Here is a 24,862-nt window from a genome sequence, read left to right as displayed (position 1 = left end):
GTCGGCGCCCCGCGCGGGGAACGGTCGGGTGGACCCGCGGAGAGAGGACCGGCGATGACCGCATTCTCGCTCGAACCGGCACAGACCGCCTGGTGTGCCGAGCTGCGTGCCCAGGCGGCGCAGCGGCTGCGCCCGCTCGCCGGCAAGGGCGAGCCGGGCCGCGTCAACCGGCCGCTGCTCGCCGAACTCGGCCGCCTGGGCCTCCTCGAGCGGCTCTTCGCCTCCGGCGCCCTGGACCTCTGCCTGATGCGCGAGTCCCTCGCCCAGGCCTGCACCGAGGCCGAGACGGCCCTCGCCCTCCAGGGCCTGGGCGCCCACCCGGTGCACGCCCACGGCACCCCCGCCCAGCGGGACCGCTGGCTGCCCGGCGTGAGCGACGGCACCGCGGTCGCCGCTTTCGCGCTGAGCGAGCCGGGCGCCGGATCGGACGCGGCGGCGCTGTCCCTCGCCGCCGAACCCGACGGCCCCGGCCGCTGGCGGCTCACCGGCGACAAGCGCTGGATCTCCAACGCCCCCGAGGCCGACTTCGCCACCGTCTTCGCCCGTACCACGGCCGGGGCCGGAGCCCGCGGCGTCACCGCCTTCCTGGTGCCCGCCGACCGGCCCGGCCTCACCGGGACGCCCCTGGAGATGCTCTCTCCGCACCCCATCGGTGCCCTCGCCTTCGACGCCGTCCCCGTCAGTGCCGACGACGTGCTCGGGGTACCCGACCGCGGCTTCCGGGTCGCCATGGACACCCTCAACCTGTTCCGGCCCAGCGTCGGCGCGTTCGCCGTGGGCATGGCGCAGGCCGCGCTCGACGCGACCCTCACGCACACCGCGCGCCGGGAGGCCTTCGGCGGCCGGCTGCGGGATCTGCAGGCCGTCTCCCACCAGGTAGCCGAGATGGCGCTGCGCACCGAGGCGGCCCGCCTGCTGGTCTATGCGGCCGCAACGGCGTACGACACCGGCGCCGCGGACGTGCCGAAACGAGCCGCGATGGCGAAGCTGCTGGCCACCGAGACCGCCCAGTACGTCGTCGACAGCGCCGTCCAGCTGCACGGCGCGCGGGCGCTGCAACGGGGCCATCTGCTGGAGCACCTCTACCGCGAGGTGCGCGCACCCCGCGTCTACGAGGGCGCCAGCGAGGTCCAGCGCGGCATCATCGCCAAGGAGTTGTACGCCTCCTTCGCCGAAGCCGAAGCCGAAGCCGACGACCCGGAGGACGCCGCGTGACCGCCGAGCGCATCAACCCGCCCGAGCTCGCCCCGCCCACCGGCTTCTCCCACGCCGTCACCGCCACCGGCACCCGCGTGGTCTTCCTGGCCGGCCAGACCGCCCTGGACACCGACGGCGAGGTCACCGGCGACACCCTGCCCGAGCAGTTCGCGCGCGCCCTCGGCAACCTGCTGACCGCCCTGCGCGCCGCCGGCGGCACCCCCGCCGACCTCGCCCGGGTCACCGTCTACGCCACCGACGTCGCCGCGTACCGCACCCATGCAGCCGAACTGGGCCGCATCTGGCGGGAGTCGGCGGGCCGCCGCTACCCCGCGATGGCGGTGGTGGAGGTCGTACGCCTGTGGGACGAGCGGGCACTGGTGGAACTCGACGGATTCGCCGTGCTGCCCTGACGCACGGGCCCCGGCGCCGCCAGCAGCGACCGGCGCGGACGCGCCACCGAAGGGGTGAGGATGACGGCCGCCGGCCCGGCCGCCGGGTACCAGTGGAAGCCCCCCCACCGACGAACCGACCGGGAGGCCCCCCACCATGCCCGTACGCCCCGCCCTCACCGCCCTCACCGCCCTCGCCGCCGCGCTGCTGCTGCCGGCCGCTCCGGCGGGTGCCGCATCCGCGGCGTCGTACGACACCGGGACGGTGACCGTCGACCCGACCGGCCACATCGCCGCGGACGGCACCGTCACCCTCTCCGGCACCTACCGGTGCGCCGGCGGCACCGGCCCGGTCTTCGTCAGCTCCTCCGTCGCCCAGGAGTCCGGCACCGTCCGCCACGGCATCGGCGGCACCCGCGCCGTCTGCGACGGCACCGCGCACCGCTGGGTCAACACCGGCCGGCCGTCCCCGGACACCGCCCTGCAGCCGGGGCCGGCCCGCGTGGAGGCCACCCTGATGGAGCTCCGCGGGCTCGGCGGCCTGCCGCTGCCCGGCTTCCACGCCCGCAACGCGCAGGACGTGACGCTCGTGGCGTACTGAGCAGCGCGGACGTCACCGGACCGGCCCCCCTCGTCGACGACGCAGGGGGCCGGTCCACGCGGAACATCACCCGGTAAGGTGACGCCCGCACGGGTTTGGCGCGAATCCCCACCTAATCCGCACGAAACCGATCGATCCTTGACGGATCGATTCCGCAGAAGGGCAGCAGGTGGCAGGACGTTCCGTGCGGGCGCGCGAGTGGCTGTTCACCACCCACCCGGCCCGTGCCGTCGTGATGGCCTTCGCCGCCGTGATCCTGCTCGGCACGGGGCTGCTCGCCCTCCCGGTCTCCGCCGCGGACGGCACGGCGACCGGGCTGGTCACCGCGCTGTTCACCGCCACGTCCGCGGTGTGCGTGACCGGGCTCGTGGTCGTGGACACCGGCACGTACTGGAGTGGCCTCGGCGAGGGCGTGATCCTGGCGCTGATCCAGATCGGCGGCTTCGGCATCATGACGATGGCGTCCCTGCTCGCCCTGCTGGTCTCCGGCAGGCTGCGCCTGCGCATGCAGCTCACCGCCCAGGCGGAGACCAAGAGCCTCGGCATCGGCGACGTCCGCCGGGTGCTCCTCGGCGTGGCCGGCACCACCCTCGCCGTGGAGCTCGCCGTCGGCGCCGTCCTCTCCCTGCGGCTGCGCTACGGCTACGGCGAGTCGATCGCCGACGCCGTGTACCTCGGCTACTTCCACGCCGTGTCGGCCTTCAACAACGCCGGGTTCGGACTGCACCCCGACAGCCTCACCCGCTACGCCGAGGACCCCTGGATCACGCTGCCCGTCGCCGCCGCCGTGATCCTCGGCGGTCTCGGCTTCCCCGTGCTGCTGGAGCTGCTGCGCCACCGGTACCGGCGCCGCAGCACCGGCCGCCGCAACTGGACGCTGCACACCAGGCTCACCCTGGTGACGACCCTCGCCCTGCTGGCCGTCGGTACCGTGCTGACCTGCGCGCTGGAGTGGACCAACGCCGGCACCCTCGGGCCGCAGGACTGGTCCGAGAAGCTGCTGAGCGGGTTCTTCCACTCGGCGATGTCGCGGACCGCGGGCTTCAACTCCCTCGACATCGGCGCGATGCACCCCTCCACGCTGCTGCTGACCTGCATGCTGATGTTCATCGGCGGCGGCAGCGCGGGCACCGCGGGCGGCATCAAGGTCGGCACCTTCGCGGTACTGGCCGTGGCGATCATCGCCGAGGTGCGCGGCGAACCCAACTCCGCGGTCCTGGGCCGCAGACTCGCCCCGCACGTGCTGCGCCAGGCGCTGACGGTGGCGCTGCTCGGCGTCGGCCTGGTGATGAGCGCCACGCTGGCCCTGCTCAGCCTGACCTCGCTGCCCTTCGAGGCGGTGCTCTTCGAGACCGTCTCCGCCTTCGGTACCGTCGGCCTGTCCACCGGCATCACCGCCGACTTCTCCGACGCCGGACAGCTGATCCTCGTCCTGCTGATGTTCGTCGGCAGGCTGGGCCCCGTCACCCTCGTCTCGGCGCTCGCCCTGCGCGAGCGCGTCCGCCGCTACGAACTGCCCGAGGAGCGACCCGTCATTGGTTGACCACCTGAACTCCCTGCGCCGGCTGCGCGGCAAGCGCCGCGCCGGGAAGAGCGCGCGGGCCGCCCGGCCGGCCGCCGACCAGCGGATCGCCGTCATCGGCCTGGGCCGGTTCGGCAGTTCGCTCGCCAACGAGCTGATGCACCACGGCTGGGACGTCCTGGGCATCGACACCGACCCGCGCCTGGTGCAGAAGTACAGCGACGGCCTGACCCACTCGGCGGTCGCCGACTCCACCGACCCCGAGGTGCTGCGCCAGCTCGGCGTCCACGAGTTCACCAGCGCCGTCGTCGGCATCGGCACCGACGTCGAGGCGTCGATCCTGGTCAGCTCCAATCTGCTGGACGCCGAGGTGCCCAACATCTGGGCCAAGGCCATCAGCCGCCAGCACGGGAAGATCCTGGAACGGCTCGGCGTCCACCACGTCGTCCTCCCCGAGCACGAGATGGGTGAACGCGTCGCCCACCTGGTCGCCGGCCGCATGCTGGACTTCATCGAGTTCGACGACGACTACGCCCTGGTCAAGACCATCGCCCCGGACCCGGTCACCGGCGTCCCGCTGGGCCGGAGCCAGGTCCGCAGCCGCTACGGCGTCACCGTCGTCGGCATCAAACGCCCCGGCGAGGCCTTCACCTACGCCAGCGCCGACACGGTGGTGCAGAAGGGTGACGTCATCGTGGTCACCGGCAAGACCCGCGCGGTGGAGACCTTCGCCGACCTGAGCTGAGCCGGACCGGCAGCCGCGTCACGGGCAGCCGCGTCACGGCAGCCCGTCGGTACGGCGGCGTCCCGGCCCCGGGGCGAACTCGACCAGGAGCAGCGCGGAGTCGTCGGCACCCGGCCGCCCGCTGAACGCCTGTACGTCCGCCCGCAGCAGCCGCAGCGCGGACTCCAGCCCCGGGGCCGCCAGCGCATCGCCCACCCGCTCCACCACCGGGTAGAACCGCCCTTCCGGGTCCCGGGCCTCGCTCAGCCCGTCGGTGTAGAAGAGCAGCCGCGCGCCCGCGGACAGCGGCACCCGCACGCTCGACGGCTCGGCGTCGGCGAGCGCCGTCAGACCGAAGGGCGGGGCCGGCGCACGGGGCTCGACGAGTTCCAGCGTGCCGTCGGCTCGGCGCAGCACCGGGGCCGGATGGCCGTAGTTGATCAGGACGACCTCCCCGGCGGGGCTCAGCTGCGCCAGCACCCCGGTCACGAAGCGGTCACCGTCGGTTCTGCGCTCCAGCGCGCTGTCGATGCGCTCGCCGACCTCCTCGAGCCGGTCCCGGTCCGCGGCGGCCTCGCGGAAGGCCGCCAGCACCGCGGCGGCGCCCCGTACCGCGCCCAGCCCCTTGCCCTGCACGTCGGCGATGATCAGCCGGACGCCGTACGGCGACGGGACCGCCTCGTACAGGTCCCCGCCGATCCGGGTGTCCTTGCCGGCCGAGGTGTAGCAGGCGGCGATGCGTGCCGGCCCGATCACCGCGGGTACCGGCGAGAACAGCACGTCCTCCAGGGTGTCCGCGACCGTCCGGACGTCCACCAGCTGCTGCTCCGTGCGCAGCCGCATTCTCGCCGCGTACACACCGGCGAGGGTGACGTAGACGATGGCGGCCAGGGCCACGTACACCCGGGTGTGCCCGATGAGCCCGGAGACCGCCCCGGTGGTCACGCACAGTGCGCCCGCGACCGCGCCCATGGCCACGACATGGCGTACGGTGCCGTGTGCCGCGGCCAGGGCGGGCCCCACCGCGTAGACGGGCAGCAGGCCCAGGCTGGGACCGACCGCGGCGTCGAGGACCGCCACGACGGCCATGACCGCGACCGGAAGCAGGTTCGCCGCGTCCGGACGACGGGGTCTGCGGAGTGCCATCCGGCCGCCTCCCTGGTTCCGGGGCGGACGCCTGTGTCCGTGTCCGGCGCAGGGCGTCCGTCGGGCCCGGCGCCGCCCGGTTGTCGCACCGCGTCGCCGCTACCAGCTTACGAACCCGGGGCCCCGCGCACGCGCCGGGACCGCGGGGGGCCGCTCGCCGCCTCGGCCGGCTGCCCGGCACGGTCCTGTACGGCGTACAAGGCGTCGCCGGTGTCCCGGTCGCCTCCGCTCGGCGCCCAGGGGGCGACCGGGCGGCGGAGGATTCCCGCCAACTGTTCGAACGAGAGGCACCATCGACTGTTCGCCCCCCGTTCAGCAACAGTCCCTAACGTCCCCGCATGCCAGACACATCCGACGCCGCGCCGGCAACGGTGCCGCGCCCCCGGGCGACCGCAGCCACGGGAACGACACTCGTCAGCTATGTGCTGCCGGTGTTCGACGAACAGGACGGGATACGGCGCTTCCACGACGAACTGGCCGCCGCCCTCCGCACCCGCCCGGAGCTGTCGTTCGAGCTGGTGTACGTCAACGACGGTTCGGCCGACGCCTCGTTGGCGATCCTGCGCGACCTGGCCAAGAACGACCCGCGCGTGCGCATAGTCGACCTCGCGCGCAACTTCGGGCACCAGATGGCCATCACCGCCGGACTGGACGAGGCCCGCGGTGACGCCGTGATCGTGATGGACACCGACCTGCAGGACCCGCCGCGGGTGAGCCTCGAACTGATCGACGCCTGGCGGGACGGCGCGGAGATCGTGCACGCACGGCGCCGCTCCCGCCGGGACACACGGTTCAAGCGGGCCACGGCCGCCGCCTACTACCGGGTGCTCCGGGCCTGCACGGAGGTCGACATCCCGCTGGACACCGGGGACTTCCGGCTGCTGGACCGGCGGGTCGCCGACGAGCTGCGCCGCTACCGGGAGCGCAGCCGGTTCGTGCGGGGCATCGTGGCCTCGATGGGCTTCACCCAGACCGAGGTGTTCTTCGACCGCGACGAACGGTTCGCGGGGGAGACCAAGTACCCCCTGCGGAAGATGGCGCGGCTGGCAGTCGACGGGATGACCGGCTTCTCCACGGTCCCGCTGAAGCTGATCACCCGGCTGGGGTTCGCCGTCCTGACCCTGTCCTTCGCGGGCATCGTCTACGCCCTGGCGATGAAGGTGTTCCGGCCGGACATCACCGTGTCCGGCTGGACGATGCTGATGGTCGTGGTGCTGTTCCTGGGCGGGGTGCAGATGCTGTCGCTCGGGGTGCTCGGCTCCTACATCGGGCGGACCTACAGCGAGGCGCAGGGCCGGCCCCTGTACATCGTCCGGCAGGTGGTGCGCCATGACGGCGACTGACACGCCCGCCCCGGCCGAGGAGCGCCCCCGCCCGCTGCGGCAGCTGGCCGGCTACACCCTCGTCGGCGGCACCGGCGTCGCCCTCGACCTGGCCGCCTTCGCGCTGCTCCACAACGTGCTCGGCTGGCACGAGCAGCTCGCCAACGGCGTCGGCACCACCCTCGGCATCACCAACAACTTCGTCCTCAACGCGGTGTTCACCTTCGACAGGCGCGACCGGCTGCTGCGGCGCTTCGTGCGCTTCTACGCCGTCGGGATGTGCGGCATCGCGCTCACCTTCGGGCTGCTCTGGCTCTTCGCCGGCCGGCTCGGGACCGACCCGAACCTGGTCAAGGCCGCCTCCCTGCCGCTGGTCCTGGCGGTGCAGTTCCTGCTCAACCGGAAGTGGAGTTTCGCGTGAACCTGGGCATCATCGGCGCCGGCGCCACCGGGCTGACCGCCGCCTACGACGCGGTCAGGGCCGGGCACTCCGTCACGGTCCTGGAGGCGGCCGACGAACTCGGCGGGCTGGCCGCGTCGCTGACCGTGCAGGGCACCCCGCTCGAGCGCTACTACCACCACATCTTCCGCTCCGACCACGCCATGATCGAGCTGATCGAGGAGCTCGGCCTGGGCGGATCCCTGCGCTTCCACAAACCCACCACCGGAATCTTCCGCGGCGGACGGCTGCGCCCCTTCAGCACGCCTGCACAGATGCTGCGCTTCCTGCCGCCGCTGCCCGCGCTGCGGTTCGCCGTCTCCTCCGCCGCGCTGAAGGCGGTCCGCAGAGGCGAGCGCTTCAACGACCGCACGGCGCTGCGCTGGCTGCGCCGCTGGGCCGGGCGGCGGGCCACCGAGGAGATCTGGGAGCCGCTGCTGCGCGGCAAGTTCGGCGACCGCGCCGAGGAGGTGTCCATGGCCTGGCTGTGGGCCCGGGTGCACTGCCGCACCTTCGAACTGGGTTATGTGCACGGCGGGTTCGAGCAGGTGTACGCGGCGCTCGCGGACGCGGTCGCGGCCCGCGGTGGCAAGATCGAGTTCGGCAAGCGGCTGGAGCGGATCCGGCAGGACGGCGACACCGTCACCGTGACCGCCGGGGACGGCTCCTCGTACGGCTTCGACCGGCTGATCGTCACCACCCCGCAGCCGGTCCTCGCGCGGGCCGCGGGCCTGCCGGACGACGACGTGCTGTGGCGCAACCAGTACCTGGGCGCCACCTGCTTCGTGCTGGAGCTGGACCGCAGCCTCGTCCCGTACTACTGGCTCAACGTCAACGACACCGACTTCCCGTTCCTCGCCGTCGTCGAGCACACCCGGATGGTGGACCGGGCCGAGTACGCCGGCCGGCACATCGTGTACGTCGGCAACTACGTACCCCGCGACGACTGGCGCTTCACCACCGACCCGGAGGACCTGCTGCGCGCGTACACGCCCTGGCTGCAGCGGCTGAACCCGGACTTCGACCCCTCCTGGATCACCGACTGGCACTTCTCCCGCGCCCCCTGCGCCCAGCCCGTGGTCACCCCGGAGTACCGGGCGCTGATCCCGCCGCACGAGACGGCGATGAGCAGGGTCACGCTGGCCACGATGGCGCAGGTCTACCCCCAGGACCGGGGCCAGAACTACGCGGTGGAGATGGCGCACCGGGTCACCGAGCGGCTCGGCCTGCGGTGACCCCGGCCCGCGGTGACCCGGTCTGCGGTGACCGGGGCGGCCTGCGGTGACCCGGCGTGCCGCGCGCGGTCACCGCAGGCGGCACAGCACCAGCCGGTCCACCGGCGCCGGCGGACAGTCGTAGCGCTCCTCGATCCGCCGGGCCAGCCCCCGGTCCACCCTGGCCGGCGGGAACCAGCCGCGGTCCAGCACCGCGTACTCCGGCGGGTCCTCGTCCAGACAGCGGGCGTTCTCGGCGTAGCTGTCGAGGGTGCCGACGTCCGGAAGATAGCGGGTGCGCTGCAGGAACGTCGGGATCGGGTAGCGGCACGGCGAGGCGTGCCCGACGAAGTACGCCACGTCGCCGAAGGCCAGGTACTGCACCGGTGCCCCGTCCGGCAGCCGCCGCCGCAACTCCGCCGCCGCCCCGGCCTTCGCCTCGGAGGTCCGCAGATAGTCCGCGTTGGTCGGACCCACCCGGCCGCGGTCCATCAGATGCGGGGAGGCCGGCCAGACGGTCACCGCGACCAGGGCCACAACGGCCGCCCCCGGCACGGCGGGCGGCAGCCGGAACCCGGCACCGCGGCGGGCCGCCCGCAGGTCGAGCAGGGCGGCGCCCACCGCGACGAGCCCGGCCGCCCACACCACCGCCGAGCGCTGCAGCGCCTGCGGCGCGGCGGAGTACAGCGGCGTGAGGACGGCCGCGGCGGCACCGGCCGCCAGGAAGCACACCGGTGCCCGCCCGTGCACCCCGTACCACCGGGCCACCGCCAGTCCCCACACCGCGGCCGCGGCCACCGGAAGCGCGGCGGCGTGGTAGACGAACCAGTTGCCCTGCACCACCACCGCGCCCAGTCCCACGGCGGCTGTCGCCACCGCCACCAACGCCCACCGGGCCCGCTCCCGCCGGTCCGGCAGGCAGACCAGCAGCAGAAGCAGCGCCGCGGGCAGCAGGAGCAGCACCGGGCTGAGCACCGCCCGGTCCGCGAGGAAGTCGACCGACCGGGCGAACAACTCCCCGGGCCGCACGCCCTGCCGGGACAGCGATCCCTGGTTGATCCGCGGCATGTCCCGGATCCACTGCCACTCCCGGGAACCCTGCCACAGGCTGAACCCGAGCAGCACCGCCCCGCACGCCCCCGTCGCCGCGGCGAGCAGCAGCGCACGCATCCGGTCGACGGCGAACAGCACCAGCAGCGCCATCAGCGCGGTCGCCGCGGTGGAGTACTTCATCAGCACCGCCAGGCCCAGCGGCACCGCCCCGAGCGCCACCGCGGGCAGCGGCCGCTCCACGGCGAGCACCGCGGCCACCGCCAGGACCGACAGCAGCGCGGCCGTCCACTCCGGCTGCAGGAAGTCGGTGCGCGGCGCCAGCGCGAGGACCAGGGCCACCACGGCGCCGGTCGGATCCGCATCCCGCCCCGGCAGCCCGCGCCGCCGCAGCGCCGCCCGCAGGGTCAGGCCGGTGGCGAGGCACAGCAGCACGCCGACGGCCCGCAGAATCGCCTCGCGGACCGCAGTCGGACCGGCCGTCAGCTGATCGAGGCCGTATATGAACCACCGGTAGAAATAGGGCCGGTGGGTGAAGATCTCCGACGGCGAGAAACCGGCCGTCTCACCGCTGCGCAGGCACGCCAGCAGATACCGGATGTCCCCGTGCAGCCGGGCCGTCATCACGGAGTACACCAGCAGCCCGGCCGCCGCCGTAGCGACGGTCACCCACGCAACAGGGGCCCGGCGTCCGGCCCGTGAGCGCGATATCAGCACCTTGGTCACGAGGGCGGACATTAACAGCAGACCGGGAATTGCCTTTCACAGTCGAGTGATTCATTTTCCGGACACCTTGAATTGTCCTGGAATTCGTGCGGAAATCCCCCGCCAGCACCCGGTGCATCAAGGATCCGACGCACGGTCGTCGCCGCGGATCCGGTGGCGGCACGGGGATGAGAGCCTGACCGAACATCGCCGGTCACCGTCCGGGTGACCGGCGCACCCGGCTAGCATCGGCCCCGTTGTGCGATCTAGGACTGGGGACGAACGAGAGTGACGGACGAGCGAGTTGTCATCGTGACCGGCGCCGGCTCGGGCATCGGCGAGGCCACCGCCAGACTGCTGCGCGAGGGCGGCCACCACGTGGTCGCCTCCGGACGCCGGGCCGAACCCCTGCTCCGGCTGGAGAAGGAGACCGGGGCCCTCGCCTGCCCCTCCGACGCGGGTGACCCCGCCGCCGTCGAGGGCCTCGTCCGCACCGCCCTCGACACCCACGGACGGCTCGACGGGCTGGTGCTCAACGCCGGCATCGGGCGCGGGGGAACGGCCGGGAACCTGTCGTCGGAGGACTGGGACGAGGTGATGCGCACCAACGTCACCGGGCCGATGCTGCTGCTGCGCCAGGCGATGCCGCACCTGCTGCGGACCCGCGGCGCGGTGGTCGGCGTCGCCTCGGTCTCCGCTCTGCGCAACGGCACGGCCAACGCGCCGTACGCCAGCTCCAAGGCCGCCCTGCTGCAGCTGTGCCGTTCCGTCGCCGTCGACTACGGGCGCCAGGGGGTGCGCGCCAACGTGGTGTGCCCCAGCTGGATCAGGACCGAGATGGCCGACCGCCGCATGGCGCGCTTCGCGCAGGAGGCCCACCTGGGGGACGGCGGTGCGGAGGCCGCCTACCGGGAGGCGACCCGGCTCCTGCCCGCGGGCCGGCCCGGGGAACCGCGTGAGGTCGCCGAGGCGATCGGCTGGCTGCTCTCCCCGGCGGCGTCCTTCGTCAACGGAGCGGTGCTTCCCGTGGACGGCGGGGCGACCGCCGTCGACCCGGGCACCGTCGCCTTCGACTTCCGGGTCGAGCCGCGCGGCGGTACCGCAGTCTGACGCTCCGTCGCCGCATCCGCCGCATCCGCCGCATCCGCCGCATCCGCCGCATCCGCCGCATCCGCCGCATCCGCCGCATCCGCCGCATCCGCCGCATCCGCCGCATCCGTCGGCCGGGCCGGTCGCCCGTCACCCGCGCCGGGCCCGGAGGGGGTCCGGCGCGGGGCCCGTCGATCCGGGCGGTCCGGTTGATCCGGTCGCTCCGGTTCGTTCGGTCGGGCCGGCCGCCGGGGGCCACATCCGGGCGATCGCCAGGAGCGTCGCCGGGCTGCCCCGGTCGACACCGGGCAGCGGACACGGCTCGGACGGCGCCGCGCCGCTGAGCCTGGCCCGTCGGGCCCGGTCCAGCGCCCCGGCAAGTGCCGCCGCGGTACGTCGCTCGCCGTGCAGCCCGGCCAGGCCCGCCTCCCGGTACGCCGTCTCGTACGCGTCCGGCCGCACATGCTGCTGCAGTTCGAGCAGTGCGTCGTAGGTCTCGATGATCTGCCGGTGCGCCTGCAGCGCCGGCCGGGACCGCGGGCACAGCACCTCCCGCACCCGGCTCTGTTGCGGACGGGCGAGGGCCACCTGGGGCACCGCGACCACAAGATCGCGCCACAGTGGCCACAGCCGCCAGACGGTCCGCAGCGCCGCCGCAGAGCGGGCCAGTGAGGTGGCCGTCGGCGCCAGCAGCGAGGCCGCCCGGAAGAGGCCGTGCACACTGATGACGATCGACAGATAGGGCAGCAGGCCCGGCATGCGCACGAAGAGATGGAACAGATACCCGGCCCAGAACACCAGGGCCAGCGCACTGCCCACCGCGAACAGCCGTAGGGACCACACGAGGTCACGGTCGTCCGTCCGGCGGCTGTACGGCCAGCAGACGACGACGGCGGCGGTATCACCGATCAGATGCGAGACGACGAGGACCAGCCAGTACAGGGACTGCGAGGTGGCCGGCGACTGCGCGGGCGACGCCGCGCCGCCCTGGCCGGAGCCCAGCAGATCCAGGGCGAGCAGCGAACCCAGCGCCGCCACCAGTCCCACGACCACGAGCACCCGCAGATGCCGGGTCCGGGTGGCGTCGACGATGAAGAGCAGCACCAGTCCCGCGCTCAGCACGCCGATCAGATTGCGGGCCAGCGCGACCGCGTGCGTGGTGGCGCCGAGATCGGTCAGCCAGTGCACCACCTTTGGCTGGAACAAGGTGGTGGCGACCGCCGCGGTGAGGACCGTGAACCACAGCCCCCGCTGGTTCGGCAGCCGCAGCGCGGGACACGCCCGCCAGACCAGGGCGATCCACATGGCGGCCAGACCGCAGACCGCCGCCAGGTCCGCCAGCTCAGTCGCGGTCATCGACCGACACACCCAGGAAGGAACCGAGCCGCCCCAGCGCACCGGCCGGGCGCCCGGTCTCCCCGGCGCTCTGGATCAGGCTGGCGATCATCTCGGCCTCCTGTTCCTCGCTGCTGGTGTAACTGGTACGGGCCATCAGCCGTTTGACGTCCTGCGCCCGGAGCTCGCCCGGCGACGGACCGTCGAGGCCACCGGGGTCGGCGGGGTCGGCGGTGCCGCCGCGGTGGTGGTCGCAGAGGACATGGCCGATCTCGTGGAGGATGATGTGCTCCCGGTGCAGCGGCGCGGTCCGGGGCTCGTAGAAGATGTGGTCGCCGTCGTCGGTGCCCAGCCACAGCCCGCAGACCCCGTGCACCGCGAGCTGTTCCGGCAGCTCGTGGAGGACGACCGGACGCCCCCTGAGCTCCTCCACCCGCTTGACGACCGCGTCGAAGGGCAGCCACGGCTCCACTCCGAGATCACGCAGCAGGGCCGTGCACCGGCGCTGCAGCTCCAGATACTCACCGGTCGTCCTCACTCGCCGTCCTTCCTCCCTCCGACGGAGACAGCACGGGGGAAGGACACCTTGGATCCGACTCCGAAGTGCACCGCCGCCACGCGCCCATGACGACCGGTCGCGTGTCTTCCCGGCCCGCCGCGGGGTTCCCAGCCTCCCCCCGACCCTAACCACCGTCCCCCCGCCGTGACCAAGGTCAGCCCCGCCTCCCACCCGGCTTTGGCTCAAACTCTGTCATCGTCGGGGCAGTGGCTGTTCGGCCCAGATGACCTTGCCTCCGGTGGTGTACCGGGTTCCCCACCGGTCGGCGACGGACGCCACCAGGAACAGTCCGCGCCCGCCCTCGTCCGTGATCGCGGCGTGCCGCAGATGGGGCGAGGTGCTGCTGGAGTCGGCCACCTCGCAGATCAGTGAGCGGTCCCGGACGAGCCGGAGCCGGATGGGGCCGGTGGTGTAGCGAATCGCGTTGGTGATCAGCTCGCTGAGGATCAGCTCCGTGGTGAACCCCAGGCTGTCCAGGTCCCATGCGGCGAGCCTCTCGGAGACGGCCTCGCGCATCGCGGACACGGCGGACGGGTCGGACGGCACGTCCCAGTCGGCCACCTTGGTCTCGTCCAGGATCCGGGTGCGGGCGACGAGCAGCGCGATGTCGTCGCGCGGCCGCTCGGGCAGCAGCGCCTCCAGCACGGCGTCGCAGGTCTCCTCGGGTGCCGCCGGCCCGGCCGCCAGGGTGCTGCGCAGCAGGTCCAGCCCCGTGTCGATGTCCCGTTCCCGGTTCTCGACGAGACCGTCGGTGAACAGCACCAGCCGGCTGCCCTCGGGCAGCTCCCACTCCACCGTGTCGAAGGGCAGTCCGCCCAGGCCGAGCGGGGGTCCGCCGGGCAGTTCGGGGAACTCCACGCTGCCGTCCGGGCGGACCACGGCGGGTCCGGGGTGGCCGGCGCGTGCCATGGTGCATCGCCGCGAGACCGGGTCGTAGATCAGGTAGAGGCAGGTGGCGCCCGTGATCGCCCGCGCGTCGTCGTCGGCCTCCTCCTGGTCGATCCGGGTCACCAGCTCGTCCAGATGCCACAGCAGCTCGTCGGGGGACAGGTCGAGGGCGGCGAAGTTGTGCACCGCGGTACGCAGCCGCCCCATCGTCGCCGCCGCGTGCAGGCCGTGGCCCACCACATCGCCGACGACCATGGCCACCCGGGCTCCGGAGAGCCTGATGACGTCGAACCAGTCGCCGCCGACGCCGCCCATACCGGCATGGGCGGGCAGATAGCGATGGGCGACGTCGAGTGCCTGCTGCTCCGGCAGCACGCTGGGGAGCAGGCTGCGCTGGAGGGTGATCGCCGTGGTGTGCTCGCGGGTGTAGCGCCAGGCGTTGTCGACGGCCAGCGCGGCCCGGGCGACGAGCTCCTCGGCGAGGGAGACGTCCTCGGCGTCGAACGGCTGGGGCCTGCGGGACCGCCAGAACGTCACCACGCCCAGGACATCGCCCCTGGCCTGCAGAGGAACGCTGATCATCGAGTGCAGCCCGTACTGCACCATTCGGCGGGCCCGGGGCGGATCCTGCTCCTGCCAGCCCGAGAAGGTGGTCAGGTCGGCCTCGAGCACGCCCCGCCCGCTGTGGAAGCCGGCGGCCTGCGGCGTGGCCGGAACGAAGTCGATCACGGAACCGAGCGGATAGAGCGGAGCGTCGTCCTGGACGCCGGAGACGGCGATGCGCCGCATCGGGTAGGTGCTCGTACCCGCGTACCTGAGGTCGTCGCCGGACAGCACCCGCTCCAGCAGGTCCACGGTCGCGAAGTCGGCGAACTGCGGAACCGCGAAGTCCGCCAGCTCCTCGGAGGTCCGCACCACGTCCAGGGTGCTGCCGATCCGCAGTCCGGCCTCGTACACCAGCCGCAGCCGGGCCCGCGCCGCGTCCGCCCGTCCGGTGAGCTCCTCGAGTTCCGTGGTGTCACGCAGGGTGGCGACCGTGCCCGGCGGGCCGTCGCCCTGGTCCGTGGGGCGCTGGTTGATCGCCAGCAGCCGGTCACCGGACAGGTGCACCTCATCCGTGGCCGGGCTCCCGGAGCACAACAGCTCGGTCAGCCGCGGGCTGAGCCCCAGATCCACCACCGGGCGTCCTTCCATACCGGTCGTGGGCAGGCCCAGCAGCCGGCACGCCTCGTCGTTGGCGAGCACCAGGCGGCGGTCCCCGCCGACGATGATCACACCCTCCCGGACGGCGTGCAGCACCGCGTCGTGGTGCTCGTACATCCGCGTCATCTCGGCCGGGTCCAGCCCGTGGGTCTGGCGCCGCAGCCGCCTGCTGATCAGCCCCGTGCCGACGACCGAGGCGAGCAGGGCGGCCCCGCCCGCACCGAGCACGACGGGCAGCTCGCGGTCGGCCGCACCGCTGACGTGCTCCACCGTGATCCCGGCGGTCACCGTCCCGATGACACTGCCGGAGTCGTCGGTGATCGGAACGATCGCCTGCACCAGGGGGCCGATGGTGCCGGTGATCCACTCGACCACGACCTCACCGTCCTCCAGCACCGGTTCGATGGTGCCGACGAACTCCCGGCCGATCCGGTCGGGCAGCGGGTGGGTGTAGCGGATCGCGTCCTCGTTCGTCACGACGATGAAGTCCACGTCCGTCGCCCGCCGGGCCGCCTCGGCCGCCGGCTGCAGCTCCGCGGAGGGGTCGGAGCTGTTCATGGCCTCGACGATGCCCGGAGACTTCGCGAACGTCTCGGCGACGGACAGGGACAGATTGCGCGCCTCGTGCCTGACGTCGCTCCGGGACTGCAGAACCAGCGCGAAGACCGTGGCCACGACGAGCAGCGCCACGATCGCGACCTGGAGAAGGAAGACCTGCCCGGCGACCGTGCGGAGGCTCTCGATCGGGCGGCGGCGAAGGCCGGAGACGGACCCGGCCGGACGGCTCTTCCGCCGGTCGGGGCGACTGATCCAAAATTTTCGGACCATATTCCTTTCTACCATTGCCCGGCTTCCGTTCGTCCAGGAGTCAGGGACGGTGCAGGCAGGACCCGATTGCCGGAGGCGGTGCCGCAGAACCGCTCCGCCCGCACCGGTCGGGAGGACGCTAGTGAGGCGGTACATGCGGCGTCACCGAATCTGAGCAGAATCTGAGGAATTTCGGCCGGGAACCGGTCGGGTATCCGGGCAGAGGCATCGACAAGCGCCTACTCGGCGGTAGGGAAATGCCGATCCCCGGGCGCGGCCGATCTCCTGTGTCCGCATCTTGGAAGCGGTCTTGACGCGGTTCACGGAATCGGAGTGGATTCACCCCCACGGTGCGCGTCCGAGCGATTCACGAACCTCAGGGAGCCGGGATGAGACTGCTGCTGGTCGAGGACGAGAACCACGTGGCCGCCGCGGTGTCGGCGATACTGACTCGGCACGGATTCACGGTGGTGCACGCCTCCAGCGGCTGGGCGGCCATGGAGGCCCTGATGGCGCCGGACAGCGACCCGTTCGATGTCATCCTGCTCGACCTCGGCCTGCCGGACCAGGACGGATACGAGGTATGCGGCAGGATCCGAAGATGGACCGGCACCCCGGTGATCATGGTCACCGCACGCGCGGACATACGGTCCCGGGTGCACGGCCTCGACCGCGGTGCCGACGACTACGTCGTGAAGCCCTTCAACACCAGGGAACTGATCGCTCGCATCCACGCCGTCAGCCGGAGGGCCGCGGCTGCGGAGGGCGGCGACGTGCGAGGGAACGACCTTCTGCTCGGCCCCGTCCGGGTCGATCTGACATCCCGCCAGGTGAGGGTGGACGGCTCGGTGGTGCACCTGACGCGCAAGGAGTTCGACCTGCTCGCACTGCTGGGACAGCGGCCCGGGGTCGTCTTCCGTCGGGAGCAGATCATCAGCGAGGTGTGGGAGAGCCGTTGGGAGGGGGCCGAGCGTACCCTCCAGGTGCATGTGGCGTCCCTTCGGGCGAAGCTGCGGACGCCGGAGCTCATCGGGGTCGTCCGCGGGGTGGGCTACCGCCTCGTCCTCCCGGAGCGGTAGGACGGCACGGCGGGACGGCGGGCCTGCCTCACTTCACGACGACGCCGATGCCGGGGGCGGGCTCGTAGTTGTAGTTGGCCGGGCTGAAGTTGTCGAGAACGGCCCGGTACCAGGACTCGTCGTCGACCATCTTCTCGAGGGCGCTGTTTATCCCGTCGACGAGGGCGGTGTTGCCCTTCTTGACGCCGATTCCGTAGTTCTCGTTGCTCAGCCGAAGTCCGGCGATCTCGAACTTGTTCACGTACTGGTCCTGTGCGGCATATCCGGCGAGGATCGCGTCGTCCGTGGTCACCGCGTCGACGTCACCGTTCTTGAGTGCCTCGAGGCATTCGGAGTAGGAGTCGACCTCCGTGAGCTCCGCATTCGGGGCCAGGTTTTTCTTGACGTTCTGCGCGGAGGTGGAGCCGGTGACCGAGCACAGCTTCCTGCCGTTGAGGTCAGCGACTTCCTTGATGTCGCCGCGGATGCGGATCAGCAGATCCTGGTGGGCCAGCAGGTAGGGACCCGCGAAATCGACCTGTGCCTTGCGGGCATCGGTTATGGAATACGTGGCGACGACGAAGTCGACGTCACCGGAGTTGAGCGCGGTCTCACGGTCGGCGCTTCTCGTCTCCTTGAACTCGATGTCATCCTTGTCGTAGCCGAGTTCTCTGGCCACGTATCTGGCGACATCCACGTCGAAGCCCGTGAACGATCCGTCGGTCCTCTCCAGTCCGAGGCCCGGCTGGTCGAACTTGATGCCGATCCTGACTCGCTCGCCGAGACCGTAGTCCTGCTCTTCGGAGCAGCCGGTGGCCGTGACGGTGAGCGCGAGCGCGGAGGCGGAAGCGGCGACGGCCATTCGAGACTGCATGAGGTGTTTTTCCCTTCGTTCGACGGCACGACGGGGCAGCTGATCTGCCGCACGGCTTGCCACCGAACGCGAGCCCCTGGGCCGCGCCCCGTCGTGCTCGGGTTGGGGGGAACCTAAGCACACGCGGTGCGCGCAGCGGCAGACGATTTGAGCTGGATTTGAGCATCGGATGACGGCTTACACGTGCAGCTCCTCGTGACCCTTGATCCACCTGTGTACGGCTCCCATGAGCCAGAGATGCTCCTGTCGGATCGTCCAACGATCCACTAGTGTCCGGGCACCACCCTCGTTGCAGCGGCCCGCTCGGGGTCGGTCGGCTGGCCCGTGCTCCTGGAGCAGATGAACGGGAACGCGCCCGCGGTCCTCCGATCGGGCATGCTCGCCGGATTCTGCGGCACGCTCTGCAGTCGATGGCGGCCAACTTCAACATCGTTCCCGCCACACTCCTCGAACTGAAGGACCAGTACGGGGTGATCAAGGCGCAGATCCCGACGGCCGGGGCCTCCTCGGCTGCAACATCGTGATCATGGCAATGTTCGCGTTCTGGCGAGCCGTCGCGACCCGGCGGAGCGGATCAATCCGTCATGGCAGGCCGTCGAACTGCTCCCTCGGACGCTGCCGGAGGGCCTGAGGGTCGTGGCCGAGGAGTTGCCGTGCGTCTTCGGCGACTCGATCGTCCGGCTGCGCGAGACGATCGAGCGGACCGAGCCGGAACCCGTGGTCTGCGTCGGCCAGGCGGGCGGGCGTACCGGACTGACCGTGGAACGCGTCGCCGTCAACATCGAGGACGCCCGCATCCCCGACAGCGCCGGGGCCCAGCCCGTCGACGGGCCCGTCATCGACGGCGGACCGGCGGCGTACTTCACCTCCCTCCCGCTCAAGGCCTGCGTCGCGGCCGTACGCGCGGCTGGGGTGCCCGCGGCCGTGTCCAACACGGCGGGCACCTTCGTGTGCAACCACGTCGCCCACGGTCTGGGCCGCCTCGCGGCGACCCGCTCCCCCTCGATCCGAGGGGGCTTCGTGCACCTGCCGTGGGCACCGGAGCAGGACCTCGACCGTGCCGAGCCCTCCCTGCCCGTGCTGCCGATGGCCGAGGGCTTGCGCGCGCCCCCCTGACCGCGGCGCACACCACCGAAGACATCCGGGTCACCGAGGGCGCCACACACTGACGGCCGTCCGGCCGCTGGTTGCCGACGGGGTCGGCGCAGACGCGTACGGACCCGCGCTCGGCGGCGGCCGGGCCCCGTCGGGGGACGCCCGCCGTTCGGTCAGGTAGCGCCGGCGGAGGCGGGAGAAGGCGGTGGGGCTGGGCCGGTGCGGCAGGAACTCCTTGATCCGCCGGGCGCATTCGCCCGGGCTCGCGGTACTGGTGTCGAACTCCAGGTCGTAGTCGCCGTGCCGGTGCACCAGGCCGTACTGGTGCGCCGCAAGGCCCGGAGGGCGGTCACCCCGGGCCTGCTCACGGCGGGCCAGTTCGTCCAGCGGACAGTGGATGCCGATGAACAGGACGTCCTCGGGCCGCAGCACCGTCAGACAGTCGAGCAGTCGCCACGGCTCGCTCAGCACATGGTCGACCACGATGTCGTTGCCCGCCTCGGCCATGGCCGCGATCGAGCGGTGGAAGCCCAGCCGGGTGCGCCGCAGCGCGGCGTCGAGCTCCTCTGCTCCGAGCTCGCGCCTGCTGCGCATCGCGTTGAACGCGTCGACTGCCAGGTGGAAGAAGACACCGTCGTCCAGGACGCTCAGAAGCTCGCGCGCGATGCTCGACTTCCCTGAGCTGGACGTTCCGTTCAGGAAGATGATCCGACCAGGTGTCATACCCGCATGATCACATGGTGCTGCCCCGGCGCAGCGCGGGCAGCGCGTCGATCTCCGCGCAGGCGTGCGGCGACAGCAGGGGCGGGGTGACGGCAACGCCCCCGGCGTCACGTGCCGTGGTCGTGTCGTGGACGGGAACGGGAACGGGGACGGCGACGGGACAGGGACAGGGACAGGGACAGGGACGGGCGCCGGGGACGGGGGATGTACTCCGGCGCCCGCCGGTTCAAGGGGAGGCGGAGGCCGTCGTGCGGCCGGACTCCAGGTCGAGCAGGAACCGCTTGGCCGCGACACCGCCCGCGTATCCGGTCAGGCGACCGCCCGCGCCGACGACCCGGTGGCAGGGCAGCATCACGCACAGGGGGTTCGCGCCGAGTGCGGTGCCCACCGCCCGTGCGGCCCGCGGCCGTCCGAGCGCGGCGGCCAGCTCGGCGTAGGTGCCCGTCACCCCGTACGGAAGGAGTCCGTCCAGCCGTTCCACGGTCGCGCGGCTGAACGGTGTGGCCAGGCGGAGGTCCGTCGGTGCGGTGAACGAGCGGCTGCGGCCTCCGAGGTACGCGTCCAGCTGGCGGCACGCCTCCTCGAGGATCCGCAGCTGGGCGGGGGCGGCGACGTCCGCGTCCACTACGGTGAGGCCACCTCGGGTGATCCGGGCCACCGCTTGTTCGCGGTCGTCGAAGGCACACAGCACCAGGGCGTCGTCGGTGGCCGAGAGGGTCAGGGGGCCCAGCGGGGTGTCGTGCGAGGCGAGTGCCGCGGTGGGTGGGGTGGGCATGGGAGGACCTCTCTGTGGTGCTCTGTGGCACGCCGGGTCAGACGGTGATGGGCCGACAGCTCTTGCAGGCCCGGTAACCCGCCTCGCGGGCGTCCTGCGCGGTGCGGAAGTGCACCCGGTGCCGAGGAGTGATGCGCCGGGCGTGGGCGCAGGTCGGGTGGCAGTAGACGTAGGTGGTGTCGCTGCCGAGGAACACCGCGCCGGCCCGGGACAGCTCCGTCACCCGGCGCATGTCGATGTGCTCGGCCCGGCGCAGGGCCGCGCCGGCCTTCGGCAGGTACGCGGCGTCGCAGGGCGATCCGTTGTCGTGCGTGACCCGGTGGCAGGGTATGAGCACGGCGACCGGGTTGGCCGCCAGCGCGCGCAGGACGTCGGAGGCCGAGGGCGGAGTGTCGGCGTCGGCCTCGCGGGCGATCCAGCTGAGTGGCCGCAGCTGCCCCGCGGGGATGTTCCGGACGGCCTCCAGGATCGCGCGCTGCTTCTCCGGCAGACCCGGCAGGTGGATCGCCAGCCGTTGGGCCCGGCCCGTCCGCAGCGCGGGGATGAGCCCGGGCAACGGCTTGCTGCCCGGGATCGCCGAGCGACCGGTGCGCGCGCGGTGCAGCTCCTCGAAGGCGGTCCCGGTCAGGCCCGCCGAGTCCAGGCAGGCACCGGTCACGGCCTGTGGGCTCGCAGCCACGAACAGTCCGCCCGCGGCGGTGTCGAGGCGTACATAGCTGTCGTAGCGGTCCTCGGAGACGCCCACCCGGCGCAGCACGCGCAGCGCGAAGTCCTCCGGTGCAGCCGATGCGAGATCCGGCAGACGCCGCGTGACCGCGTCGCCGCTGCCTTCGTTCACATCGTCACCTCCTTCAGCGCTGCCGGCTGCGGCTCGAGCAGGCGCCGCAGGCCGGCCAGCCCACGGGAGACCTGCGCCTTGGCGGTGCCGACCGCGCAGCCCTGCACCTCGGCCACCTCTGTGTAACTCATTCCGATGACATGGTGAAGCACGACCGGTATGCGATGGTGCTCGGGTAAGGCCGACAGTGCCGTGACAAGGCGGGACCGGTCCTCCGTCGTCACCGCACGTTCCTCCGGGCCGGGGCTGTGGTCCGGCCAGACGTCCATGGTCTCCTCCACGGGCAGCCCGGCCGTGACCGGACGCCGTTTCCGTGTGCGGACGTGATTGCGCCACACGTTCGCTGCGATGGTCATCAGCCACGCGCGGGGACGCAGCTCACGGCGCCGTGCGGGGGCGTACCCCTGCAGGGCCGTGTAGGCGCGCAGAAACGTGTCCTGCCCCAGGTCGTCCGCCTCGGCGGGGGAGCCGGAGACCCGGTACAGGAACGCGTGCACCGCCCCGGCGTGCACCCGGACCAGCTCGGTGAAGCCGGCGTCGAGGTGCGCCGCCAGGAGATCGGTCAGCTGCTCTGCCTCGTTGTCCATCATGGAAACGAACACCGTCCAGCGGCAGGGTGTTGCAGACATGCGGGCGCGGTCATCGTCGGACGGCCGGAGCGTCCAGTGCCGAGCTGCCGACCAGGACCGCCTGATACAGGCGCTGCATCCGGGGGACGGGCTCGATCCCCAGGGTGTCGCCGAGCGCCCGGCGCAGGCCGTGGAAGACGTCGCCGGCGCGTTTGCGCTCGCCGGAGCGGTACAGCGCCACCATCAACTGAGCGTGCACGTTCTCGTGGGTGGGGTGGCGCGCGGCCAGATCACTCAGCTCCTCGACCAGCTCACGATGCTTGCCGAGCGCCAGATCGGCCTCTATGCGCTGTTCCAGTACCCCTTGCCGGGTCTCCGCCAGTTCCGCGAGGTGCGGTGAGCTGAGGGGGCCCGCGCTGACGTCGGACAGTGCGGGCCCGCGCCACTGCGCGAGTGCCAGGGCGAACGCCTTCGACGCCGTCCGGTCGTCCCCGGCGGCGGCTGCCAGGCGTCCCAGCTGGGTCAGCTCCGTGAACCGGAAGCGGTCGAAGTCGGTCGTCTCGAGGGCGAGCTGATATCCCTGGTTCCTGGTGAGGAGCAGGTGGCTGCGGTCCCTGTGGGGGCCGCGCAGGGCCTGCCGTATGTGGAGCACGTAGGTCTGGAGCGTGGACATCGCGCTCTTGGGGGGAGTCGACCCCCACAACTCGGTGATGCAGTCGCTGGCCCGCACCATCTGCGGCGCGTGCAGCATCAGGAATGCGAGGAGCTGGCGCGGTTTCGGCGCGCTCGGTACCAGATTCACCTCAAGATCGGACAGTAAGAGAGGGCCGAGAATACCTGAGTTCATGAAGGGTTCCTATCCTCGTCATGACGCAACACTTCGAACTGGCATTCTATTTCCGGATAAGAATAGGTGGGCGTCGCATCGGCGTCAAACAAAAGAGAGGTGGATATGAATCAGGTCGGCCGAACGATTCTCTTCCCGGTATTCACGCTCGAGGGCGACCGCCGCCGGAGCGCACCCGAGTCGGGCTCCGGGGCTCCCGGGCCGCGCGGTGGCCACTCCGCGCGGCCTGCGCGTGACGGCCCGGGTGCCGACGTCCGTCGCTCTGACTTGTCGTCCATACTGAGACAAACACCGTCCAGCGGCAGGGTGTTGCAGGGGCGCGGGCGTGTTCGTCGTCGGACGGCCGGAGCGTCCAGCGCCGAGCTGCCGACCAGGGCCGCCTGATACAGGCGCTGCGCCGTACCGGTGTCGAACCGAAGGGCGGGTGATGAGGAATCAAATCGGCTGACCGATTTCTTCCCGGTGTCCGGGCGGGTGGTCCGGCGGCTGTTCGACCCGCGGCGTCCGGGTCGTGGGCACCTCTGATGCGGGCGGTCGGCCGTTCCCCGAGCGCGCGCCGTAGGACGACTCGGGCCCAGGCCCGTCAGGAGACGACGACGCGGCCCCGGCCCGCCAGGGGCCGGGGCCGCGTCCGGGGGGACGGCTACCGCCCGGCGGCCCGGCGCAGCGCGTCGACGCGGTCGGTCCGCTCCCAGGTGAAGTCGGGCAGTTCGCGGCCGAAGTGCCCGTAGGCGGCGGTCTGGGTGTAGATGGGACGCAGCAGATCCAGGTCGCGGATGATCGCGGCCGGGCGGAGGTCGAAGACGTCCGTCACGGCCTTCTCGATGGCGGTCTGCGGGACGGTGGCGGTACCGAAGGTCTCGACGAAGAGACCGACGGGTTCGGCCTTGCCGATGGCGTAGGCGACCTGTACCTCGCACCGGGAGGCCAGCCCCGCGGCGACGACGTTCTTGGCGACCCAGCGCATGGCGTAGGCGGCGGAACGGTCGACCTTGGAGGGGTCCTTGCCGGAGAAGGCACCGCCGCCGTGGCGGGCGTAGCCGCCGTAGGTGTCGATGATGATCTTGCGGCCGGTCAGGCCGGCGTCGCCCATCGGGCCGCCGACCTCGAAGCGGCCGGTGGGGTTGACCAGCAGGCGGTAGCCCTCGGTCTCCAGCTTGATGCCCTCATGGGCCAGTTCGTCCAGGACGTGCTCGACGACGTGCTCACGCACATCGGGCGTGAGCAGGGAGTCCAGGTCGATGTCACCGGCGTGCTGGGAGGAGACGACGACGGTGTCCAGGCGCTTGGGCTTGCTGCCCAGGTACTCGATGGTGACCTGGGTCTTGCCGTCCGGGCGCAGGTAGGGCACGGTCCCGTCGCGCCGGACCTCCGACAGGCGCCGCGACAGGCGGTGGGCCAGGAAGATGGGCAGCGGCATCAGGCTGGGCGTCTCGTCGCAGGCGTAGCCGAACATCAGACCCTGGTCGCCGGCACCCTGGAGGGCCGGCCGGTCGTCCCTGGCCGACGAAGCGCCGTCGACCCGCTGTTCGTAGGCGGTGTCCACGCCTTGGGCGATGTCGGGGGACTGCGCTCCGATGGAGACGGACACGCCGCACGAGGCGCCGTCGAAGCCCTTGGCGGAGGAGTCGTAGCCGATCTCCAGTACGGCTTCGCGGACGAGGGCGGGGATGTCGGCGTACGCGCTGGTGGTGACCTCGCCCGCGACATGGACCTGACCGGTGGTGATCAGGGTCTCCACCGCGACGCGGGACGCGGGGTCCTGGGCGAGGAGGGCGTCGAGGACCGTGTCGCTGATACGGTCGGCGATCTTGTCGGGATGGCCTTCGGTGACCGATTCCGAGGTGAAGAGCCGGGCAGGCATGAGAACTCCAGGGGTCGGGACGACGG

22 protein-coding genes and 2 pseudogenes are annotated in these 24,862 nt (G+C 72.0%); 12 read left to right on the top strand and 12 right to left on the bottom strand.

The window, feature by feature from the left end; genetic code table 11:
* The first annotated feature begins 54 nt into the window (after positions 1–54).
* The 5 genes from V5O46_RS05085 (at position 55) to V5O46_RS05065 (ending at position 4,457) form a co-directional block, all read left to right on the top strand.
* Positions 55–1,215, top strand: a complete 1,161-nt coding sequence (locus V5O46_RS05085; protein ID WP_332883181.1) for an acyl-CoA dehydrogenase family protein — start codon at positions 55–57, stop codon at positions 1,213–1,215.
* Positions 1,212–1,610, top strand: a complete 399-nt coding sequence (locus tag V5O46_RS05080; protein WP_332883180.1) for a RidA family protein — start codon at positions 1,212–1,214, stop codon at positions 1,608–1,610. The genes V5O46_RS05085 and V5O46_RS05080 overlap by 4 nt, the downstream gene beginning before the upstream one ends.
* 136 nt (positions 1,611–1,746) lie before the next feature.
* Complete coding sequence (locus V5O46_RS05075; RefSeq protein WP_332883179.1) at positions 1,747–2,190, top strand: DUF6299 family protein; 444 nt, start codon at positions 1,747–1,749, stop codon at positions 2,188–2,190.
* A gap of 169 nt (positions 2,191–2,359) precedes the next feature.
* Entirely contained in the window at positions 2,360–3,733 is a 1,374-nt protein-coding gene (locus V5O46_RS05070; protein ID WP_332883178.1) for a TrkH family potassium uptake protein, read from the top strand.
* Positions 3,726–4,457 carry a potassium channel family protein gene (locus V5O46_RS05065; protein ID WP_332883177.1) on the top strand — a complete coding sequence of 244 codons (732 nt, stop codon included), beginning with the start codon at positions 3,726–3,728 and terminating at the stop codon, positions 4,455–4,457. The genes V5O46_RS05070 and V5O46_RS05065 overlap by 8 nt, the downstream gene beginning before the upstream one ends.
* 33 nt (positions 4,458–4,490) lie before the next feature.
* Here V5O46_RS05065 and V5O46_RS05060 read toward each other — a convergent pair whose 3' ends face one another.
* Positions 4,491–5,582, bottom strand: a complete 1,092-nt coding sequence (locus V5O46_RS05060) for a PP2C family protein-serine/threonine phosphatase (RefSeq protein WP_332883176.1) — start codon at positions 5,580–5,582, stop codon at positions 4,491–4,493.
* A 338-nt stretch (positions 5,583–5,920) separates the two neighbouring features.
* Here V5O46_RS05060 and V5O46_RS05055 point away from each other — a divergent pair, with 338 nt between their 5' ends.
* Genes V5O46_RS05055 through V5O46_RS05045 form a run of 3 tightly spaced genes read left to right on the top strand, consistent with a single transcriptional unit; the run spans position 5,921 to position 8,578 of the window.
* Positions 5,921–6,925: a glycosyltransferase family 2 protein gene (locus tag V5O46_RS05055; protein WP_332883175.1), complete on the top strand. Its 1,005-nt coding sequence runs from the start codon at positions 5,921–5,923 to the stop codon at positions 6,923–6,925.
* Positions 6,912–7,325, top strand: a complete 414-nt coding sequence (locus V5O46_RS05050) for a GtrA family protein (RefSeq protein ID WP_332883174.1) — start codon at positions 6,912–6,914, stop codon at positions 7,323–7,325. The genes V5O46_RS05055 and V5O46_RS05050 overlap by 14 nt, the downstream gene beginning before the upstream one ends.
* Positions 7,322–8,578: an NAD(P)/FAD-dependent oxidoreductase gene (locus tag V5O46_RS05045; RefSeq protein WP_332883173.1), complete on the top strand. Its 1,257-nt coding sequence runs from the start codon at positions 7,322–7,324 to the stop codon at positions 8,576–8,578. Before V5O46_RS05050 ends, V5O46_RS05045 begins: the two co-directional genes overlap by 4 nt.
* Before the next feature lie 69 nt (positions 8,579–8,647).
* Here the strand turns inward: V5O46_RS05045 and V5O46_RS05040 are convergent, their stop codons facing one another.
* Positions 8,648–10,333, bottom strand: coding sequence for a hypothetical protein (locus V5O46_RS05040; RefSeq protein ID WP_332883172.1), 1,686 nt, complete (start codon positions 10,331–10,333; stop codon positions 8,648–8,650).
* A 267-nt stretch (positions 10,334–10,600) separates the two neighbouring features.
* Here V5O46_RS05040 and V5O46_RS05035 point away from each other — a divergent pair, with 267 nt between their 5' ends.
* Complete coding sequence (locus V5O46_RS05035) at positions 10,601–11,422, top strand: SDR family NAD(P)-dependent oxidoreductase (RefSeq protein WP_332883171.1); 822 nt, start codon at positions 10,601–10,603, stop codon at positions 11,420–11,422.
* A gap of 129 nt (positions 11,423–11,551) precedes the next feature.
* On the opposite strand, the gene V5O46_RS05030 is transcribed toward V5O46_RS05035, so the two are convergent.
* The 3 genes from V5O46_RS05030 to V5O46_RS05020 form a co-directional block, all read right to left on the bottom strand.
* Positions 11,552–12,757 carry an MAB_1171c family putative transporter gene (locus V5O46_RS05030; RefSeq protein ID WP_332883170.1) on the bottom strand — a complete coding sequence of 402 codons (1,206 nt, stop codon included), beginning with the start codon at positions 12,755–12,757 and terminating at the stop codon, positions 11,552–11,554.
* The gene (locus V5O46_RS05025; protein ID WP_332883169.1) at positions 12,744–13,274 is read right to left on the bottom strand and encodes a regulator component; all 531 of its coding nucleotides are present in this window, start codon (positions 13,272–13,274) and stop codon (positions 12,744–12,746) included. Before V5O46_RS05025 ends, V5O46_RS05030 begins: the two co-directional genes overlap by 14 nt.
* Before the next feature lie 213 nt (positions 13,275–13,487).
* Entirely contained in the window at positions 13,488–16,229 is a 2,742-nt protein-coding gene (locus V5O46_RS05020; RefSeq protein ID WP_332883168.1) for a SpoIIE family protein phosphatase, read from the bottom strand.
* 353 nt (positions 16,230–16,582) lie between these two features.
* Here V5O46_RS05020 and V5O46_RS05015 point away from each other — a divergent pair, with 353 nt between their 5' ends.
* Complete coding sequence (locus tag V5O46_RS05015) at positions 16,583–17,272, top strand: response regulator transcription factor (RefSeq protein WP_332883167.1); 690 nt, start codon at positions 16,583–16,585, stop codon at positions 17,270–17,272.
* Positions 17,273–17,300: 28 nt separating this feature from the next.
* Here V5O46_RS05015 and V5O46_RS05010 read toward each other — a convergent pair whose 3' ends face one another.
* Positions 17,301–18,125: a glutamate ABC transporter substrate-binding protein gene (locus tag V5O46_RS05010; protein WP_332883166.1), complete on the bottom strand. Its 825-nt coding sequence runs from the start codon at positions 18,123–18,125 to the stop codon at positions 17,301–17,303.
* 303 nt (positions 18,126–18,428) lie between these two features.
* On the opposite strand from V5O46_RS05010, the pseudogene V5O46_RS05005 reads away from it, so the two are divergent.
* Positions 18,429–18,669 (top strand): annotated as a pseudogene (locus V5O46_RS05005) (5-oxoproline transporter, DUF979 family subunit); the annotation flags it as partial.
* A pseudogene (gene pcp / locus V5O46_RS05000) lies at positions 18,669–19,294 on the top strand (pyroglutamyl-peptidase I). The pseudogenes V5O46_RS05005 and pcp, both read left to right, overlap by 1 nt.
* On the opposite strand, the gene V5O46_RS04995 reads toward pcp, so the two are convergent.
* From V5O46_RS04995 to metK, 6 genes are all read right to left on the bottom strand, one after another.
* Entirely contained in the window at positions 19,272–19,943 is a 672-nt protein-coding gene (locus V5O46_RS04995; protein WP_332883165.1) for a chloramphenicol phosphotransferase CPT family protein, read from the bottom strand. The pseudogene pcp and the gene V5O46_RS04995 sit on opposite strands and share 23 nt — an antisense overlap.
* A 226-nt stretch (positions 19,944–20,169) precedes the next feature.
* Positions 20,170–20,718, bottom strand: a complete 549-nt coding sequence (locus V5O46_RS04990; protein WP_332883164.1) for a methylated-DNA--[protein]-cysteine S-methyltransferase — start codon at positions 20,716–20,718, stop codon at positions 20,170–20,172.
* A gap of 37 nt (positions 20,719–20,755) precedes the next feature.
* The gene (locus V5O46_RS04985) at positions 20,756–21,556 is read right to left on the bottom strand and encodes an MGMT family protein (protein WP_332883163.1); all 801 of its coding nucleotides are present in this window, start codon (positions 21,554–21,556) and stop codon (positions 20,756–20,758) included.
* Positions 21,553–22,143 (bottom strand): RNA polymerase sigma factor, encoded by a 591-nt coding sequence (locus V5O46_RS04980; protein ID WP_332883214.1) that lies wholly within the window; start codon positions 22,141–22,143, stop codon positions 21,553–21,555. Before V5O46_RS04980 ends, V5O46_RS04985 begins: the two co-directional genes overlap by 4 nt.
* A gap of 52 nt (positions 22,144–22,195) precedes the next feature.
* Positions 22,196–22,927, bottom strand: a complete 732-nt coding sequence (locus V5O46_RS04975) for an AfsR/SARP family transcriptional regulator (RefSeq protein ID WP_332883162.1) — start codon at positions 22,925–22,927, stop codon at positions 22,196–22,198.
* A 688-nt stretch (positions 22,928–23,615) separates the two neighbouring features.
* On the bottom strand, positions 23,616–24,836 hold the full coding sequence (metK, locus tag V5O46_RS04970; protein ID WP_332883161.1) for a methionine adenosyltransferase: 1,221 nt from the start codon (positions 24,834–24,836) through the stop codon (positions 23,616–23,618).
* Between the last annotated feature and the right edge of the window lie 26 nt (positions 24,837–24,862).

Source organism: Streptomyces poriticola, assembly GCF_036689765.1.
Lineage (GTDB): Bacteria > Actinomycetota > Actinomycetes > Streptomycetales > Streptomycetaceae > Streptomyces > Streptomyces poriticola.
This window is presented reverse-complemented; position numbering and strand designations above follow the sequence as displayed.